Source organism: Brenneria goodwinii, assembly GCF_002291445.1.
Classification (GTDB): domain Bacteria; phylum Pseudomonadota; class Gammaproteobacteria; order Enterobacterales; family Enterobacteriaceae; genus Brenneria; species Brenneria goodwinii.
The window spans coordinates 1,611,482-1,629,830 of the sequence record NZ_CP014137.1; the positions used below are offsets into that span (position 1 = coordinate 1,611,482).

Annotated in this window: 14 protein-coding genes; 9 read left to right on the plus strand and 5 right to left on the minus strand. The window is 53.1% G+C overall.

The window, feature by feature from the left end:
• Positions 1–235: 235 nt before the first annotated feature.
• Positions 236–484: a GlsB/YeaQ/YmgE family stress response membrane protein gene (locus ACN28R_RS07235; protein WP_048638797.1), complete on the plus strand. Its 249-nt coding sequence runs from the start codon at positions 236–238 to the stop codon at positions 482–484.
• Positions 485–557: 73 nt separating this feature from the next.
• Here the strand turns inward: ACN28R_RS07235 and ACN28R_RS07240 are convergent, their stop codons facing one another.
• Both ACN28R_RS07240 and pdxR read right to left on the minus strand, forming a co-directional pair.
• Positions 558–1,652, minus strand: a complete 1,095-nt coding sequence (locus ACN28R_RS07240) for an ABC transporter ATP-binding protein (RefSeq protein ID WP_048638798.1) — start codon at positions 1,650–1,652, stop codon at positions 558–560.
• A gap of 198 nt (positions 1,653–1,850) precedes the next feature.
• Positions 1,851–3,332: a MocR-like pyridoxine biosynthesis transcription factor PdxR gene (gene pdxR / locus ACN28R_RS07245; RefSeq protein WP_048638799.1), complete on the minus strand. Its 1,482-nt coding sequence runs from the start codon at positions 3,330–3,332 to the stop codon at positions 1,851–1,853.
• A gap of 153 nt (positions 3,333–3,485) precedes the next feature.
• On the opposite strand from pdxR, the gene ACN28R_RS07250 reads away from it, so the two are divergent.
• The 6 genes from ACN28R_RS07250 to ACN28R_RS07275 all read left to right on the plus strand — a co-directional run bounded on the left by ACN28R_RS07250 (position 3,486) and on the right by ACN28R_RS07275 (position 11,255).
• On the plus strand, positions 3,486–4,751 hold the full coding sequence (locus tag ACN28R_RS07250; protein WP_048638800.1) for a 4-aminobutyrate--2-oxoglutarate transaminase: 1,266 nt from the start codon (positions 3,486–3,488) through the stop codon (positions 4,749–4,751).
• 19 nt (positions 4,752–4,770) lie between these two features.
• Complete coding sequence (locus tag ACN28R_RS07255; RefSeq protein ID WP_095834036.1) at positions 4,771–6,225, plus strand: NAD-dependent succinate-semialdehyde dehydrogenase; 1,455 nt, start codon at positions 4,771–4,773, stop codon at positions 6,223–6,225.
• 320 nt (positions 6,226–6,545) lie between these two features.
• Positions 6,546–7,574: an ABC transporter substrate-binding protein gene (locus ACN28R_RS07260; RefSeq protein WP_095834037.1), complete on the plus strand. Its 1,029-nt coding sequence runs from the start codon at positions 6,546–6,548 to the stop codon at positions 7,572–7,574.
• A gap of 140 nt (positions 7,575–7,714) precedes the next feature.
• A complete protein-coding gene (locus ACN28R_RS07265; protein WP_048638803.1) occupies positions 7,715–8,986 on the plus strand; it encodes an ABC transporter permease in 1,272 nt (423 codons plus the stop codon).
• Between the two features lie 161 nt (positions 8,987–9,147).
• Positions 9,148–9,966, plus strand: a complete 819-nt coding sequence (locus tag ACN28R_RS07270; protein WP_095834038.1) for an ABC transporter permease — start codon at positions 9,148–9,150, stop codon at positions 9,964–9,966.
• A gap of 239 nt (positions 9,967–10,205) precedes the next feature.
• A complete protein-coding gene (locus tag ACN28R_RS07275; RefSeq protein WP_048638805.1) occupies positions 10,206–11,255 on the plus strand; it encodes a phosphotransferase in 1,050 nt (349 codons plus the stop codon).
• A 239-nt stretch (positions 11,256–11,494) separates the two neighbouring features.
• Here ACN28R_RS07275 and ACN28R_RS07280 read toward each other — a convergent pair whose 3' ends face one another.
• From ACN28R_RS07280 to ACN28R_RS07290, 3 genes are all read right to left on the minus strand, one after another.
• The gene (locus ACN28R_RS07280) at positions 11,495–12,769 is read right to left on the minus strand and encodes an acid phosphatase (protein WP_048638806.1); all 1,275 of its coding nucleotides are present in this window, start codon (positions 12,767–12,769) and stop codon (positions 11,495–11,497) included.
• Positions 12,770–12,995: 226 nt separating this feature from the next.
• Complete coding sequence (locus ACN28R_RS07285; protein ID WP_095834039.1) at positions 12,996–14,207, minus strand: MFS transporter; 1,212 nt, start codon at positions 14,205–14,207, stop codon at positions 12,996–12,998.
• Positions 14,207–15,406: a serine hydrolase domain-containing protein gene (locus ACN28R_RS07290; RefSeq protein ID WP_095834040.1), complete on the minus strand. Its 1,200-nt coding sequence runs from the start codon at positions 15,404–15,406 to the stop codon at positions 14,207–14,209. Before ACN28R_RS07290 ends, ACN28R_RS07285 begins: the two co-directional genes overlap by 1 nt.
• 132 nt (positions 15,407–15,538) lie before the next feature.
• Here ACN28R_RS07290 and ACN28R_RS07295 point away from each other — a divergent pair, with 132 nt between their 5' ends.
• Positions 15,539–16,444, plus strand: a complete 906-nt coding sequence (locus tag ACN28R_RS07295; protein WP_095834041.1) for a LysR family transcriptional regulator — start codon at positions 15,539–15,541, stop codon at positions 16,442–16,444.
• Positions 16,445–16,667: 223 nt separating this feature from the next.
• Positions 16,668–18,332: a ShlB/FhaC/HecB family hemolysin secretion/activation protein gene (locus ACN28R_RS07300; RefSeq protein WP_095834042.1), complete on the plus strand. Its 1,665-nt coding sequence runs from the start codon at positions 16,668–16,670 to the stop codon at positions 18,330–18,332.
• The last annotated feature ends 17 nt before the right edge of the window (positions 18,333–18,349 follow it).

Genomic DNA, 18,349 nt, shown 5'->3' on the forward strand with positions numbered 1-18,349 from the left:
TGTATCTGCGCCGCATGAGTAGTCGATAATATAATCAAATGGTTAGCCAAACCGCTGCGACACCTCCCCGAATGATAATTCTTGTCTATACTTAGAACCGCGTCTTATCTACATCAGTCATTTTGTAGATAAACCCATCATAAGATTGCTAATGCGCGGGAGCGTTTTAGCACCGCAATATGGTGGCCCGGCGGGGGGCGGGTAGCATAGCCCCTCATAAAAAAGCGAGGTTATTATGGGAATTTTGTCCTGGGTTATATTTGGGTTGATTGCGGGGATTTTGGCTAAGTGGATAATGCCCGGTAAAGATGGAGGTGGTTTCTTCCTGACGATAATCCTTGGGATTATCGGGGCCGTTGTTGGGGGATACATCAGCACCTTCTTCGGCTTTGGCCGAGTCGATGGTTTTAACTTCGGCAGCTTCGTCGTGGCGGTGATCGGCGCTATTGTCGTGCTGTGGATATACCGTAAAATCCGCAGCTAAACGTAACATCCAGTACGAAAACCGCACGCCATGAAGTCAGCGTGCGGTTTTTTTTGGTCTGTTTGAGTTCTATCTAGTGTGTTTTCACCACATCCAGCGCGCGCAGGTGTTCCGGATGCCAGGATAGGGTGACTTCGCTACCGGCCTTCCAATCTGGCTGAATTTCACTGGCGGGAAGTTTCACCATGAATTGCGGCTGACCGGCGACTTCCGTCATCATCCGTACGTGATCCCCCAGATAAATAAACTGTTGAATCCGCGCTTTCACCTTTTGAACATCGGCGCCGGTATTTTCCGCATTAATGCGGATACGTTCCGGGCGGATGCACAGCGTGATCTTTTTACCCGGCGAGCTCGGCCGCACTTTGAGCGCCTGTAGCTGAGTGCCGTCATCCAGCGAGGCGCGATAGAAATTCCCTTCCGAACCCGTCTGGGTGGCAATCAGCGTATTGTTCTCGCCGATAAACTGCGCCACAAAGGCATTTTCCGGTTTTTCATAAATATTACTCGGGCTGTCCATCTGCTGAATAATGCCATCGTTGAATACGGCCACCCGGTTGGACATGGTCATCGCTTCACTCTGATCGTGGGTCACATAGACTACGGTGAGTTCCAGGGATTCATGCAGCTCTTTGATCTCCAACTGCATATGTTCACGAAGTTGTTTGTCCAATGCGCCAAGCGGTTCGTCCATCAGTACTAGCTTGGGTTCAAAAACCAGTGCGCGGGCCAGCGCCACACGCTGTTGCTGACCACCGGACATTTGCGCCGGATAGCGATCGGCCAGATTGGTCAGCTTGACGCGATCCAATACGCGATCGACTTTTTCCTTGATATCCACCTTACTCAAACGACGGATAGATAATGGAAACGCCAGGTTTTCAGCCACGGTCATGTGGGGAAATAGCGCGTAATTCTGAAAGACCATGCCGATACCGCGCTGGTGCGGCGGCAGATTGTGCAGCGGCGTATCATGCAGAAAAATTTCGCCCTGTGTCGGGGTTTCGAACCCGGCAAGCATCATCAGACTGGTGGTTTTTCCTGAGCCGGACGGGCCGAGCAGGGTAAGAAATTCGCCTTCTTTAATATCCAGGTTCAGGTTTTTTACCACCAAGCGATCGCCATCATAGGTTTTCTGGATGTTTTTGAAGCTGACATAGGTTCTCATTATTCCATTTCTCGCAGTAACGTGTCTTTTATAACTGGCTCATGCACAAATCGTGCCGTTTTCGTTAAATCGAGTATGGCGAATGGGTTAAATGCTATCAGGCAAAAAACATGCGGATGAATTGCTCTATTATGGTGAATTCCATTAATTTAGCTGCACCATATAAGTGCAATTAAATTGACCCGATTGAAAGGCCAATTATGTGTTTTTTTGTGCACGAATACAGGCAACGATGACAGCAAAGGGCTGGGCCATTTTACTCTCTTCCACACAGGCATAACCCAACAGCAATCCCCGCTCCCGGGTTTGACGCAAATAGTAGCTGGAAAGGGGTTTTACCATCACGCCACGGCGCAGGATCTGCGCGCTGAGCAGCACATCATCAATATGAGCGGGAAGTTTGAGCAACATATGCAGTCCGGCATTGCTGTGGTCGCCGACATAGTCCGCGCCTAAATGTTGTTCGATAAGCTCTGTCAACATGGCCCGCCGTCTGGCATAAAGCAGCCGCATGCGCCGGATATGGCCGGCATAATGCCCCTCGCGGATGAACTGGCTAAGCGTTGCCTGCGTCAGCCAGTGGCCGCCGCGGTACAGCTCGGAATGGGCGACTTTCAGTTCCCGGGCCAACTGGGGAGGCAACACCATGTAGCTGACGCGTAGCCCTGGATAAAGGGTTTTACTGAAAGTGCCAATGTAAATCACCGGGGATTGCGTTTGCAGTCCCTGCAAGGCGGGAATTGGATTGCCGGAGAAACGGAATTCGCTGTCATAGTCATCTTCAATCACCCAACAGCCGTGTTCCTGCGCCAGCGCCAGCAAGCGTTGCCGCCGCGCCAGGCTCATTACGGAACCTAACGGATATTGATGCGATGGCGTAACGCAGATCAGTCTCGGTATCGACTGCGCTGAAACGGTATCCGGCGGCGCCATCCCCTGGTCGTCCACTTCAATTGGCGCGACCCGCAACCCGTTTATGGTTAGCAAATTGCGTGTGCCCCAATAACAGGGATCCTCAATCCAGGCCAGGTCACCTGGGTTGCATAGCATCTTAGCCAGCAGATCCATCGCCTGGTGCGTGCCTTCCGTAATCAGAATCTGCTCGGAGCTGCATTCAACGGAACGCGCGACGCGCAGATAATCCACCAGGGCCAATTGCAGCTCGGGACAACCGCCGATGGGGGAATAAGAGAGCTGCTCTGGGAGCGCGCGCCGGGTAAGCCGGGTTTGTATTCTGCGCCATAGATCATGAGGAAAACTGGAGATATCGGGGATGCCGGGCATAAAGGCTCCCCATTGACGGGCTGAAGCGCCGGAATATCCCAGCAGATGCATGCCTCGACGCGACAGTTCCTGTATCGGCTGCCGGGATAAGGCCTCACTTTCATTTCGCACCGGAGCCATACTGCCATCCGGCAATTGTTCGGTAACGAAAGTACCGCTTCCGGTACGCGCTTCAACGTAACCTTCGGCCAGCAACTGCTCATAAGCGGCCAAAACGGTATTGCGCGACAGCGATAGCTCATGCGCCAGATCGCGCGAGGAGGGCAACCGGCTGCCGGCGGCAATGGCGCCGTCGAGGATCGACTGGCGGATACAGTCATACAGGCGTTTATTCAGCGTGCCTTCCTGCTGGTTACTCAAACGCTGGAGTAATAAATCGGTCAATAGCGAGCGCAAAAGTGGATCCTTTAAATATTAAAAACTGGCTCTGGATTATAGAACCATCTGGCGCATAAATAGCAACAGAAATGATGTGAGACGAGCAATCACATCACGGCCCGGGTACGGTCATCAATAGGTTTGGGTTTGTTCTTTGAATCGGAGCAGAAAATGAGTAATAGCGAATTAAATCAGCGTCGTTTGGCTGCCACTCCGCGTGGCGTAGGTGTGATGTGTGATTTTTATGCCGCCCGTGCGGAAAATGCCACGTTGTGGGACGTTGAGGGCCGTGAGTTCATCGACTTCGCCGCAGGGATCGCCGTGCTGAATACCGGTCATCGTCATCCGAAAATTATGGCGGCGGTGCGTGAGCAACTGGAGTGCTTTACCCATACCGCTTATCAGATAGTGCCTTACGGCAGCTATGTCGCGTTGGCCGAGCGTATCAACGCCCTGGCGCCTATCAACGGACCGGCAAAAACCACCTTTTTTACCACTGGCTCTGAAGCGGTTGAAAATGCAGTGAAAATTGCGCGAGCCTACACCAAGCGCCCCGGCGTCATTGCGTTTGGCGCGGCATTCCACGGCCGTACTCTGTTGACCATGACGCTGACCGGCAAAGTGGCCCCTTATTCTACCGGTTTTGGTCCGTTCCCTGGATCTATTTTCCATGCGTTGTATCCCAATGCGCACACGGGTATCACCGTTGAACAGTCGTTGGAAAGCATCGATCGGCTGCTGCACACCGATATCGCCGCCGATCAGGTAGCCGCGATTTTGCTGGAGCCGGTTCAGGGCGAAGGCGGCTTCAACGTGGCGCCGCCTGAATTTATTAGCGCGCTCCGCAAACTGTGTGATGAGCATGGCATTCTGCTGATTGCCGACGAAGTGCAGAGCGGCTTTGCCCGTACCGGCAAGCTGTTTGCGATGGAATATTATGCTGAACAGGCCGATCTGATCACGATGGCGAAAAGCCTGGGCGGCGGCTTCCCCATCTCCGGCGTGGTAGGGCGTGCCGAGGTGATGGACGCGCCTGGTCCTGGCGGATTGGGGGGAACCTATGCCGGCAACCCGCTGGCGGTGGCGTCAGCGCTGGCGGTGCTGGATGTGATCGAAGAAGAAAAATTGTGTCAGCGTTCACAGCGTTTGGGCGCGGCTCTGGTGGAAACGCTGGAAAAAGCCAAGCAGCAGTGCCCGGCGTTGGTGGCGATTCGGGCTCAAGGCTCCATGGTAGCCGCCGAATTTAACGATCCGCAGACCGGCAAACCTTCTGCTGAAGTTACGCGCAAGTTCCAAAAAGCGGCATTAGAACAGGGGCTGCTGTTGCTGACCTGTGGCGTGCATGGCAACGTCATTCGTTTCCTGCATCCGCTGACCATTCCAGACGATCAGTTTACCAAAGCGATGACCATTCTGACTCGTGTGCTTACGAAGTAAGAGGTAGTAGAGAGATTTTATGCAACTGAATCAGAAAACATTACTCCGCCAACACTGCTTAATTGACGGTGAATGGCGCGATAGCCAGAACGGCGAACGCCTTGATGTGACCAACCCGGCCAACGGCGAGGTGTTGGGCGCGGTTCCACTAGTGACGGCGTCACAAACTGAGCAGGCCATTGCCGCCGCGGAGCTGGCGCTGGTCGGTTGGCGTCAGCGTACCGGGAAAGAACGTGCGGCCGTATTGCAGTCCTGGTCGCGTCTGATTATGGAAAATCAGCATGATCTGGCGGTGTTGCTGACCGCCGAACAGGGTAAACCACTGGCTGAAGCGCGTAGTGAAATTGCCTATGCCGCCTCGTTTATCGATTGGTTCGCGGAAGAAGCCAAACGTATCGAAGGCTGCGTACTGCAATCCCCCCAGAGTCAGCAGCGGCTGCTGGTGATTAAGCAGCCGATCGGCGTTTGTGCGGCCATCACGCCATGGAATTTCCCGGCGGCGATGATCACCCGCAAAGTGGCCCCTGCGTTGGCTGCGGGCTGCACTATGATTGTTAAACCGGCGGAACAGACGCCGTTCACCGCACTGGCGTTGGCGGAGCTGGCGCAGCAGGCGGAGATCCCGCGCGGCGTGCTGCAGGTGCTGACCGGCGATCCGCAGTCGGTGGGTAAAGTGCTATGTGATAGCCCGGTCGTGCGCAAATTGAGTTTTACCGGCTCAACGGAAGTGGGCCGTATTCTGATGGCGCAATGTGCGCCGACGGTAAAAAAACTGTCATTGGAACTTGGCGGCAATGCCCCTTTCATCGTGTTCGATGATGCCGATCTGGATCTGGCGGTAAAAGGCATTCTGGCGTCTAAATTCCGCAACAGCGGGCAAACCTGCGTGTGCGCCAACCGGATTTATGTGCAAAAGGGCATTTATCCCGCGTTAGCTGAAAAGCTGGTTGCAGAAGTCAAAAAGCTCAAAGTGGGTGACGGCAGTCAGCTGGGCGTGACCCAGGGGCCGTTGATTGATGACGATGCCGTCAGCAAAGTGCAGCAACATATTGCCGATGCGTTGGCGAAAGGCGCGAAGGTGCTTTTTGGCGGCAAACTGCATCAACTTGGGGGAACGTTCTTTACCCCCACGATTATCGGCAATGTTACTCGCGAGATGCGTTTTGCTCGTGAAGAAACCTTTGGTCCGGTGGCGCCGTTATTTCAGTTTGCCGATGAAGCCGAAGTTATCGCCATGGCGAATGATACGGAATTCGGTCTGTCGGCGTATGTCTACACCCGCGATGCCGTGCGCCAGTGGACCGTTCCCGAAGCTCTGGATTACGGCATGGTCGGCATTAATACCGGGCTAATTTCTAATGAAGTCGCACCCTTCGGCGGTGTGAAACAGTCGGGACTGGGACGTGAAGGATCGCGTTTCGGTATCGAAGATTATCTGGAAATGAAATACCTCTGTGTAGATCTCACCAGGTAGTTTTCAGGCACGACATGAGGAGATGGCAGATACAGAGAGGATTTTATTGTATTTGTTTAGCAAACTCATCATGCACATTAATGGTGCGGGGAATTATTAGCTCGCACCATTAAAAGGAAAAACTGGCAAAAGAAAAATTGTGCAAACGTCAGGTAATTTATTACTGCACGTTGTTCAGCCATCCTCGCCAGCCGCTGTGTCAATCTTTCATGAACTGTTGAAGTGGCACAGTTTATGCTTAATCGTGATGTATGTAGCATCAAGGACTTGATGCGTGACTTCCTGTTTTACGTTGACTAACACATTCCAGGAGCCAAGCTATGTTGAAAAAAATTGCTGTATCAGCCTTTCTCGTCGCAATGGCCTGTCAGGCGCAGGCGGAAACTATCACTGTGATCTCCTTTGGCGGTACCAATAAAGACGCGCAAGACAAAGCATTTTACAAACCGTTTGCCGCAGCGGGTAAAGGAACGGTTCAAGCCGGCGAATACAACGGTGAGATGGCTCGTATCCGCGCCATGGTGGAAACCGGTCAAATTGGCTGGGACGTGGTTGAAGTAGAAGGTCCGGAACTGCTGCGCGGCTGTAACGAAGGACTGTTTGAGCCGTTGGATTGGAAAGTCCTGGGCGATGAATCGCAGTTTGTAAAAGGCACGGTATCCGAATGCGGCGCCGGGATTTTCCTGTGGTCGACTGTATTAACCTATAACGCGCAGAAATTGCAGAATGCGCCGAAGAGCTGGGCGGATTTCTGGGACGTGCAAAACTATCCGGGAAAACGCGCGCTGCGCAAAAGCGCAAAATTCACGCTGGAAATAGCGCTGCTGGCTGATGGCGTAAAACGCGAAGATCTCTATAAAGAGTTGGCGACACCTGCCGGCGTCGATCGCGCATTCAAAAAACTTGATCAGATTAAGTCCAATATCCAATGGTGGGAATCCGGCGCGCAACCGCTGCAGTGGCTGGTTTCCGGCGATGTCGTGATGACCTCCGCCTATAACGGCCGGGTTGCCGCGGCGCAAAATGAAGGGCATGACTTCCGTATCGTCTGGGCCGACAGCATTTACGATCTGGATAGCTGGGCCATTGTGAAAGGCACCAAACACAAGGCGCTGGCCGAACAGTTCATTGCCTTTACCAACCTGCCTGAAAACCAGAAAGTCTTTGCTGAAAATATTCCTTACGGCCCAACCAACATCAAAGCAACGAGCTTGATTGCGCCGGAAATTGCCAAAAACCTGCCTACGGATCCCGAGAACCTGGCGCAGGCATTGCAAGTTGATACTGAATTTTGGATTGACCACGGTGAAGAACTGGAACAGCGCTTTAACTCATGGGCCGCTCAATAATTAACAAATTGTTCTACCCCAATAAATTTTGAGATGCGGAAGGACGGTCGGATCCCAGGGAAGGGGCGAGTCATGAAGCCAACGCGGCTGTAACTTAAAAGATGAAGGGGAATACCGTAAGCATAATGGAGATAAAGCCTATGACCCAGAGCGAAATGGTGGCGAACGTGTCACCATCCGGCGAGAAAGAAGGGAGCGCCAAACTGAAACAGCAATTGCATCAGGCCCAGGCAACGTATAAAAAACGTTCCCTGTTACTGATTGCTCCCCTGTTTCTGTTTATTGTGGTGAGTTTTCTCTTCCCGATCTCCTCGATTCTGGGGAAAAGCGTCTCGAATCCGGAAATAAGAGAAAATATGCCGGCCACCATAGAAGCGATGCGGCTATGGTCTGGTAAAGAAGTGCCGGATGAGAGCGTATTCCAGGCTGTGGTCAGCGATCTACGCGCTGCCCGCAGTGGCGGTAAACTGTCGGCGATTACCAAGCGGCTGGGATATGAAGGGGCGGAATACCGCACGCTGATTACCCGCACGATGCGTAGTCTGCCTGCCGAAGGCAGTACCGATGTTCGCAACCAACTGATCGGCGAGCAGCCGCTGTGGGGGGAATTATCCACCTGGCAGACACTGGATCGCGCCGCTCGACCTTTTACCAATTATTACCTGCTCGCGGTTTTTGACCACAAAGTGGACGCCAAAACCCAGCAAATCGTCGCGCAGTCTCCCGATCAATCTTTGTATATCGATGTGTTATTACGAACGCTGCTGATGGCTGGCGTTGTGACGCTGCTGTGCGTCGGTTTGGGCTATCCATTGGCGTACTGGTTGGCGAAACAGCCGGCCAATCGGGCCAATCTGCTGCTGATTTTGGTGCTGTTGCCTTTCTGGACCTCGCTGATCGTACGTACCGCCAGTTGGATTGTGCTGTTGCAGTCAGGCGGGTTGATTAACCGCACGCTGATTAATATCGGCATCATTGAGCAACCGCTGGTATTGGTATTTAACCGAGTCGGGGTCTATATCTCGATGACGCACATTCTGCTGCCGTTCTTTATCCTGCCGCTATATGCCGTTATGAAGGGGATTTCTCCCAACTATGTTCGTGCGGCGGTATCGCTGGGCGCGCATCCGTTTATTGCGTTCTGGCGGGTGTATGTCCCGCAGACCTATGCCGGTGTAACGGCGGGGGCGCTGTTGGTATTTATGATGGCGATTGGCTACTACATCACGCCGGCATTACTCGGCGGGCCAAGCGATCAGATGCTGAGTTATTTTGTCGCCTTCTTTACCAATACCACCATGAACTGGGGCATGGCTGCCGCATTAGGGACACAGTTACTGGTTATCGTCACACTGTTGTATGTGGTTTATATCCGCGTGACCAAAACCAATGCGGAAGTGGCGGCGCGTTGATCTTAGCCCAGAGCAATATTTTTACGCGCGATTGATGTATTTACCCGAGCCGCAGGCGTCTGCGGCCGGGTATACCCGATAATGTTCAAGCCGCAGCGAGTAAGGGAAACGCCCGCCGCTGCAACTTGAAAAGTTAAGGATATAAACAAGGGGAAACGCATATGAGACAGCAGGGTGAGATAGTTATCCGCTTGTGGAATACGTTCTTTAATTTTTACGGTGCGGCCATGCTGCTGTTTCTGATCGTACCGGTGCTGGTGATTGTACCGCTTTCATTTAATGCGGGATCGTTTCTCAGCTATCCGCTGAGCGGCTTTTCGTTACGCTGGTATCATGAGTTCTTCAACTCAAATGAATGGCTGGGGGCGTTAGGCAACAGCCTGCTGATAGCGCCGCTGGCAACGCTGTTGGCGACCGTTCTGGGGGTGTTGGCGTCGGTCGGTCTGGTGCGCGGCGAATTTAAGGGAAAATCGCTGGTGATGGCGGTATTGATATCTCCCATGATCGCACCGGTGGTGATTGTCGCGGTCGGCATGTTTTTCTTTTTCGCCAAGCTATCGCTGCTGAACAGCTATGTCGGTCTAGTGCTGGCGCATGCCATGCTGGGCGTGCCGTTCGTCGTTATTACCGTGACCGCCGTACTTAAAAACTACGATCAGAACCTGACGAGAGCGGCCGCGAGCCTGGGGGCTTCGCCGTTGCGGGCCTTCCGCAAGGTGACATTTCCGCTGATTGCGCCAGGCGTCTTTTCCGGTGCGCTATTTGCGTTTGCCACTTCTTTTGATGAAGTGATCGTCACGCTGTTTCTGGCCAGCCCGCGCCAGCGGACGCTACCGTTACAGATGTTCGCCGGGATTCGGGAAAACCTTGATCCGACGATTGCCGCCGCGGCGTCCATGATGGTTGGCGCTGCATTGATCTTACTGATAGTTATGGAAATTTTACGTCGTAGAGCAGAGCGCCTGCGCGCCGGGAATTAATATTTCTCCATGGTGATAAGTCATAAAGAAAGTCTCTAAGGCAGGAGCCTTCGCTATTCAGCCGCAAGGATGCGGCGATCTCCAGTCATGTACATGACAACGTTGTTGCGCGATAAATTCACGGCGCGTCATAAAATTTAGCTGAATAGTTTTCAGCTTTTTTTGAGCTGCATTTTATGACGCATCAAATAGTTAATGGTGACGGTATGGAATGGATCCCGTCAGGAGTGTAACCAGCCATGAGCCATCAAAAAACAGCGGTTGCCGATCATCTGATGACCCAATCGGTACCGCAGGTCTCCTGCCAACAGGCGGCGGATATAGCCTTGCGGTTATATGGTTTACGCGGGCATGTCGAACTGCTGCAGGGGGAGCGCGACTTGAACTTCTGCCTGTCGGTAAACGCTGAACGCCGCTATATGCTTAAGGTCATTAATGCGGCGGAACCTACCGAAGTTAGCCATTTCCAGACAAACATGCTGCTGCACATCGCCCAGTATGCTCCGGATCTGCGTGTTCCCCGGGTTGTTATTACGCTGAACCAACTAGCCGAACCGGTGGTTAAGGTCAATGGCGTTTCCTTGCGGGTGCGATTGGTCAGCTACCTGGACGGCACACCTCAGTACCGAGTGTCGCCGTCGGTCGAATTGATGCAGGGGTTGGGGAAAAATCTGGCGCAGTTGGACCTGGCGTTGCAGAATTTCTTTCATCCCGCGGCCCATCGTCCGCTGTTATGGGATATCAGCCACGCAGAGCAAGTGCGGCCTTATCTTGAATTTGTGGACGATCGGCAACAGTATCAGCACATAAGTCGCATTTTGGATCGTTATGACCAGTTCGTGTCTCCACGATTAAAAATGCTGCGTCAGCAAACCATTCATAACGATCTCAACCCGCATAATGCGTTGGTGAACCTTCATGATCCGACACAAGTGGCGGGCATTATTGATTTCGGTGATGCGCTGCATGCACCGCTGATTGCCGAACTGGCGACGGCGTTGGCTTACCAGGTTAGTGATGGGGCGGATCCGTTTGAGTTCGTGGTGCCATTTCTTGCTGCGTATCACCGGCAGTTGCCGTTGACTGAAGAAGAGATCGCCTTACTTCCTGATTTGATCGCGGCGCGTATGGCGCTGGGGATAACAATTCCGCAGTGGCGTTCGGCGTTATATCCTGAAAATCGGGATTATCTGTTGCGCAATCTGCCTCAATGCTGGCGCGGCCTGAGCCGAATGGCTGATTATTCATATGAGCAATGTTATGACCGGTTTCTGCAGGCCTGCCAGTAGAAAAGGTTATGATTTGTTGTATCGCATTAAAAATGCCCTAATCACGGAAGAGTAAAAGGAATAGATAATTACCCATCGATGAAATTATACAGTCAAAATTTTTATATAAAGAAATAAAAGAAAGGGAGGCTTTCGCCCCCCGATGTAATGGCTGAATGAACTATTCAGCATATTCAGCGCGACCACAAGTGTGCAAACTTCATCCTCTGATTTTTCCTGGAAAACGCTTCTCAGCTATATCAGTGCGTGGCCTGGCGAACGGCGTCATGCAGATTCAGGCGATGCCAGAAACTTTGTTCATCAGAGCCTGACAGCGGATAGCCGCCGGCATACGCCGTTTTCACCATCAAATGCTTCCGTTCGGTTGCCGACAGGTTAGGCAGGGGAGCTTCAAGCAGAACTTCAGCGCCGTCTGGAACGTTAACCGGAGTCGCCTCTTTATGCTGTGCCGGCAAACCGTATGTCATGGTGAAGCGGTAAAAAGTGGTCATGGCCGGATCGGTATACGGATCATCCCGACCTTCACTCTTGGCACAGGCTTGCAGCGTCATCCCACACTCTTTTTCCAGCGCCGTACGTAACTGCGTTTTTGCCTGTTCAAACATCTGACGGTATTGCGGATCGTTCAGATAATGCGCGATGTTGCGCTCGACGACCATCCGCGAACCGATAACATCAAGTGGGTAGTGAACGCCTAATACCACGCGGGAGAAACCGTAGCGAGCGCCGCGATCGATCAGCGGAACAAAGCGTTCCGGCAGCATTTCAGCCAACAATAATGCATCGGTATAACCGGTGTTGGTGTGCCCGCTGGGGAACGCGCCGCCGGTTGCGCTATAAGGTTTGTTGTCTTTTACCACAACGCTATCCGGAACCAGATGGATAGTATTGTCGGGCTGTAAGAAAGGGCGTGGATAGTTAAAGTGCGACTTGGCGGCGGAGGTGCTGACCTCTGACGCTTTAATTAATGCTGCGGCTTTGCCTATCTCACCGTTATTGTAGGCGTTAATAAAGGCGTTGCCGAGGCGTGGGCCTAATGCATCGGCCAGGAAATAAAGATAATTGATACCTTCGGCATCCGCCAATGCTTGTTCACGCTGACCTTGCGTGGCGTCACGGTTAATCTGCGTTACCGTCGCCAGATTTTTTTGCAGAACATCTGCGGGAAGCTGTGAGAACGCGCTAAGAATTGCGATATCGGCCTGCTGGTTTTTCTTTTCGGCAAAATCATAGTTAACGCTGTGCAGCCATTGAATGTCGGCTACCTTATCGCTCTGTTTGGCGGCTTCCAACTGGGGGCGGGTCAGGGATGCGGCGTCGCCTTGTAGCGCCTGACGCAGCGCGGTTTGTATATTCAGTTCCAACTCGATGAATTGATGGCTTTTACTCGCCGGCGTTGTGGTATCCACGATTGCGCCGATATCACCGATCTGAGTCGACGGCGGCATTGACCAGGCGGAATTCACGATCAGAAAACTGCCGAGCATGGTTATCATGGGTTTACTGTAGCGCATGCGGCGCTCCTTTTTCTTCGTCAAAAACATGGGGGAAAACGCGGTTTTTTCAAAGTAGGCCTCATTTGTGATGAATTTATTACAGGATACATTTCGAGATACAGCTTAACTAAATGACACGTTTTGCGGGGCGGCCCCTTAAGTAGGACTTGATGAAAAGGCATGAAAACGGGTAGTGCGTTTCTCCCCAACACTGCGGAGAATAACCTCCCCGCGCGATATTCTCTTACCCCTCGCACTCGCAGCGAACGGCGTAGCTCTCTGTACGCGTTCCAGGTTTGAATCCATATTGATGAGACTGCCACGCAATAATCCAGCCCACAATTAACAGCGCCAGCAATATCCAGGGGAAACTGGTAACGCCAACGCTATGCAACAGTATTCCCCCCACGATACCGCCGCTGGCGATAGCAAGATTCCACGCGACAACGATCATCGACTGTGCGACGTCAGCGCCGCTGCCTGCCGCATCGGCCGACGCGGTCTGTAATAGCGTCGCCGCGCCGCCAAACGTCAGCCCCCAGAACACCATGCAGAGATAAATTACGCTGGGAGAAGTTCCAGCCAGCCCCAAAACAAGCGAGGTAAGGGCAAAAATACCGACGCTGACCAATACGCCCCGACGTAACCAGCGTTCGACAACCAATCCGGTGATCCAGATCCCGGCCAGCGCGCTGACGCCAAATACCAGCAGTACGCTGTCTACCTGGTTGCTTATCCCTGCGGGCGCAAGAAACGGCGCAATATAGGTGTATAGGACGTTGTGAGCCAGAATCCATAGCACGATCACCGAGAGAATCGGCCGTATGCCCGGCGTAGTCAGCACGCGGACAATTGATTTCATTTCCCCGGTCTTTTGCCCGGGGAAATTCGGCACTTTTAGCACAACCCAGCCGATCAGCAACAGCGTTAGCCCGGAAATGACCGCGAAGACGGTACGCCAGCTAACCACGGTTCCCAGCCATGCGCCCAATGGAACGCCCAGCGCCAGCGCAATCGGCGTTCCCACCATGGCGATCGCCATCGCGCGACCCTGCTGATGCGGCGGCACCATTCGCCGGGCGCAGCCGGCCAGTAATCCCCAGGCAAGACCGGCTGCGGCGCCAGCCAAAAAGCGTGCGACCAGCGTCAGGGTATAGTGTGATGAAACCGCGGTGACGGTATTGAACAAGAAAAAACCGATTATCGCGGCGAGCAACGCGGAACGGCGTCCCCAACTTCGGGTCAGGGCGACCAGCGGAATGGCGGCCAGCATTGAACCAAGCGCGTAGAGCGTTACCAGTTGCCCGGCCAGCGCCAGCGATACATTCAGCCCCTGGCTGATAGACGGCAGAAGGCCGGAAGGCAAAGTTTCCGTCATGATGGCGATGAAACCGGTCATCGCCAGCGCCAGTAGGCCGGATAACGGGAAGCCTGACGAAGTTGAGCGTTGTTCCATCACTTTTTCCCTGAGAGCCCTGCGCTATAGATGGCATCCCGCAGTTCGGTCACGAAGTTGCCGGACATCCCTTCATATAGGGTATTCGTGAGCGCCACGACGCTAAGCCCTTGCTGCCTATCGACAAACCACGAATGACCGTAGACGCCGCCCCAGCGCCAGGTTCCCACGGATTCCGGGGAGTTCGCGGCTGCCGGGTCGCGCAGTACGGAGAATCCCAGACCAAAACCAATGCCGGGTGCGTCGGGAATGGCGTATCCTCCCGTTTGATCGCGGCCCATTTCTTCAACCAGTTCGGCGGAAAGCAGCGGCGCGCCGCCTTGACGCAGCGTTTCCAGCAATGTCATGACATCACCGGCCGTGCCGATCATCCCGGCGCCGCCCGATGGATACGCCCGCTGATTGTATGCCCGGTTAGGGGAATAGCGAACGCCGACGGCCTCTTCTGAAAACGGCACGATTTCACCTTCCTGCAGACGATGTGGCGCAGGCGTGTCATTCACATAGGGGGTGGCCAGACGATCCGCATCACGGGTATAAAAGGCGGTATCATCCATATGGAGCGGGGCGGTAACCAGCGAGCGGACGGCGTCTCCGAGCGGTTGGCCGCAGACACGCTCAATCACCGCGCCCAGCACGTCGATCGCCAGCGAATATTCCCAGGAACTGCCCGGCTGATACGACAACGGTACGCTTGCCAACCGACGAACATTTTCCGCCAGCGTGATATCGGCGTCATCCATACCGTCGGAAATGCCGGCGCGGGAGTATGGGCCATTGTCATCCTGTTCATGAAAACGATAGCTCAATCCGGCAGTATGGCTGAGCAACTGACGAGGCGTGATCGCGGGCGCTTCGCCGTTTGCCAGCCGCGGCTGAAAATCAGGCAACCAGCGGCGGATATCCTCATCAAGCCCCAATTTGCCTTGCGCGACCAGCGCCATTGCCGCGGTTGCGACAATCGGTTTACTGACCGACGCCAGACGAAACAGCGTCGCCTCTGTCATGGGCCGGCCGCTTTCCCGATCCGCCAGACCGGCTGCGCCGCGATATGCGTCTTTGCCATGCCGCCGCACAATAACCACGGCGCCGACAATGCGCTGCTCGGCAATGGCTTGTTCGATTACGGCATCCAGGCGGGCAGATAGCGCGCTGTTGGGGGATGTCGGCTCGCTAACCGATGGCGATATCTCTGACATACTTTAAGCTCCTTAGATGGATAGTAACGTTACGACGTTAGATATAACGCAATATAGATTACTGGGAAATGCGGAAAAAGGAGGGTAAATTTCCTTTATTAATGGACAAATTTGTCCGTAATCGGAGGTGTCATGGACAGTCTGAGCAGTCTAACTGTGTTTGTTCAGGCGGCTGAAACGCGCAGTTTTGTGCTGGCAGGGCGCACGTTGGGCATTTCGGCATCGGCGGTGGGAAAAAGTATCTCACGGTTAGAAGCCCGGCTGGGCGTGCGCTTATTTCATCGCAGTACCCGCAGTATCACCTTGACTGCCGAGGGAGCCCTTTTTCTTGAGCGCAGCCGGCGCATTCTGTCCGAGATTGAAAGCGCCGAGCAGGAATTGTCGCAGGTTGCGACGACACCGAGCGGACGGCTGCGGGTCAGTCTGCCCGTGATTAGCTCGCTGTTGTTGCCGGTACTGGGCGAATTTATGCGTCAATATCCTGACGTTGAATTGGATCTTGATTTCAGCGATCGTCAGGTTGATGTCATTGAGGAAGGGTTTGATGCCGTGGTTCGCACCGGCCAATTGACCGATTCCCGATTGCAGGCCCGCAAACTGGGTGACTTCAACATGCTGTTGGTCGCTTCGCCGGTTTACCTCGAACGGGCGGGCATCCCGCGCCAGCCCGCCGATTTGACGCAACACACCTGCCTGCATTACCGCTTTCCCAACAGCGGTAAACTGGAAACCTGGCCGCTGGTCGATGAGGCCGATCTGAACATTCCCATCTCCATGGTTTGCAATAATATTGAAACCCGGGTGTGTTTCGCATTGCAAGGGCTGGGCATCGCCTGTCTGCCGGACTTCTCCGTGAAAGCGGCGTTGGCCGGCGGTCTGCTGCGCACCGTATTGGATGAATATGTCGCACGCACGGTCAGTTTGCATGTGGTCTGGCCGTCGGGTCGTTACCTAACGCCAAAACTGAGAGTATTTATCGATTTTCTCAGCGAAAGGGTGTTTCCCGCCGCGCGCGACCATTATCAGGCGCGGCAGTAACCACTGCCGACCGTTTATTGTTGATGCACAAGATAATCGTTTGATAAGGCGTGCCGCGCTCATACCGAACAATTGAGCTTTAATTATTGTTTATTGAGATACTTTATATCGAACTAAAAGAAATTAATTATTATAGAGTAATATATCGACTAACATGTTGAGGTTAATAAGTAACGGTTTTACTATCCCGGATAAAACATATTAATTATCAGGGATGAAATTCATGCGTGGTTTTATCAATCTGTATTTTATATTTTCGCTTTTTTTCTCTTATTCTGTATTTTCGGCTCCGCTTACCCCGGCAGACCGCAATGAAATACAGCAACGACAAACGGAAGTCCTTGAGCAGTCAAGGCAGCAGCGTGAATTCTTATTACAACTGAATCAACCTCAGGCGAGCGAGGATGCCGGTCGGCAGAGCGAAACGGGCCATTGCTTTGTCGTTCATGACGTTCGCTATAACCATAGTTCATTATTAAACAAAAAAGATAAAGAATGGTTAAATAAAAATTACATTAATCAGTGCATTAATGTTAATAAAATAAATCAACTTATTCATGATGTCAGTAATTGGTACATCGAGCGAGGTTATATTACCAGTCGCGCATTTATTGCCGAGCAGGATTTGTCCGACGGAATATTAACGATCGATATTCTGGAAGGCCGGCTGGAATACATTAAAATCAATAATGAATCAACGCGCTTTTTAAAACAGGTATTCCCTGGACTTGAAGGCGAAATACTGAATCTTCGCGATATTGAACAGGGGATGGAACAGCTTAACCGCATGCCGACGCAGCAGGTGAGTATTGAAATTCTTCCGGGGAGTCGGCCTGGTTATTCCATCGTCAATCTGACGAGTAAAAAACAGCTGCCGCTAACTGTAAACATCAGTTTTGATAATAGTGGGCAAAAAAGCACCGGACAACAGCAGCTCAATGGCGCTCTATGGGCGGACGATATTCTGGGGATCGCCGATCAGTGGTTTATCAGCGGGGGACACAGCAGTGAATTCTCTGATGGCAATCATGCCGATAATCTGCAAACGGGCGTGTCGCTGCCGTATGGTTACTGGACGCTCAACTATGACTATTCTCAAAACCGCTATCGCAATGATTTCCTGAATAGGGATTTCCTCTGGCATTCGACCGGCGATAGTCAGACGCACCGTCTGTCAGTATCGCGGGTGGTTTTTCGTAATGGCGATATGAAAACCAGTCTGTCGGCAGGCATGACCCACCGTATCGGGCATAACTACCTCAATGATGTACTTTTGCAGTCCAGCAGCCGAAAACTCAGCACGGCGATTGTCGGCGTTAATCACAGCCAGAAACTGTGGGGCGGGCTGGCGACATTTAACCCGGCGTACAGCCGCGGGACTCGCTGGTTTGGGGCGGAAAGCGATGTTGGCAAAGATAGCGATGCGCCGCGGGCAGAATTTAACAAGCTGACGCTGGCCGCCAGTTATTACCGTCCGATCAGCGAAAACATCAGTTATCTCACCAACTTCTACGGTCAGTACTCGGCACAGGCGTTGTACGGCAGCGAGCAGGTCACGCTGGGCGGAGAAAGTTCAGTACGCGGATTTAAAGAACAATATCTGTCAGGCGACCGTGGCGGCTATTGGCGCAATGAAATCAACTGGCGACCTGTCGTATTGCCACTATTGGGCGAACTGACCTTAACGGCGGCGTTGGATGGCGGTCACCTTTTTTCGCATCAAGGGGATAGCGAATCCGCCGGCACTTTGTGGGGCGCGGCGGTCGGGGCGGGAGTCGCCAATCGATATTTGTCACAGCAGATCACCGTCGGTTGGCCGCTGGATTATCCGGATTGGCTGAAGCCTGATGCCGTTGCCGTTTATTACCGCATCGGTCTTTCTTTTTAGTTAGCCGTTGAATGCAT

Excerpts from the sequence above, each read along its gene's own strand:
- ACN28R_RS07235 (WP_048638797.1), top strand. The coding sequence starts at position 236 with ATGGGAATTTTGTCCTGGGTTATATTTGGGTTGATTGCGGGGATTTTG.
- ACN28R_RS07240 (WP_048638798.1), bottom strand. The coding sequence starts at position 1,652 with ATGAGAACCTATGTCAGCTTCAAAAACATCCAGAAAACCTATGATGGC.
- ACN28R_RS07250 (WP_048638800.1), top strand. The coding sequence starts at position 3,486 with ATGAGTAATAGCGAATTAAATCAGCGTCGTTTGGCTGCCACTCCGCGT.
- ACN28R_RS07255 (WP_095834036.1), top strand. The coding sequence starts at position 4,771 with ATGCAACTGAATCAGAAAACATTACTCCGCCAACACTGCTTAATTGAC.
- ACN28R_RS07260 (WP_095834037.1), top strand. The coding sequence starts at position 6,546 with ATGTTGAAAAAAATTGCTGTATCAGCCTTTCTCGTCGCAATGGCCTGT.
- ACN28R_RS07265 (WP_048638803.1), top strand. The coding sequence starts at position 7,715 with ATGACCCAGAGCGAAATGGTGGCGAACGTGTCACCATCCGGCGAGAAA.
- ACN28R_RS07270 (WP_095834038.1), top strand. The coding sequence starts at position 9,148 with ATGAGACAGCAGGGTGAGATAGTTATCCGCTTGTGGAATACGTTCTTT.
- ACN28R_RS07275 (WP_048638805.1), top strand. The coding sequence starts at position 10,206 with ATGAGCCATCAAAAAACAGCGGTTGCCGATCATCTGATGACCCAATCG.
- ACN28R_RS07280 (WP_048638806.1), bottom strand. The coding sequence starts at position 12,769 with ATGCGCTACAGTAAACCCATGATAACCATGCTCGGCAGTTTTCTGATC.
- ACN28R_RS07285 (WP_095834039.1), bottom strand. The coding sequence starts at position 14,207 with ATGGAACAACGCTCAACTTCGTCAGGCTTCCCGTTATCCGGCCTACTG.
- ACN28R_RS07290 (WP_095834040.1), bottom strand. The coding sequence starts at position 15,406 with ATGTCAGAGATATCGCCATCGGTTAGCGAGCCGACATCCCCCAACAGC.
- ACN28R_RS07295 (WP_095834041.1), top strand. The coding sequence starts at position 15,539 with ATGGACAGTCTGAGCAGTCTAACTGTGTTTGTTCAGGCGGCTGAAACG.
- ACN28R_RS07300 (WP_095834042.1), top strand. The coding sequence starts at position 16,668 with ATGCGTGGTTTTATCAATCTGTATTTTATATTTTCGCTTTTTTTCTCT.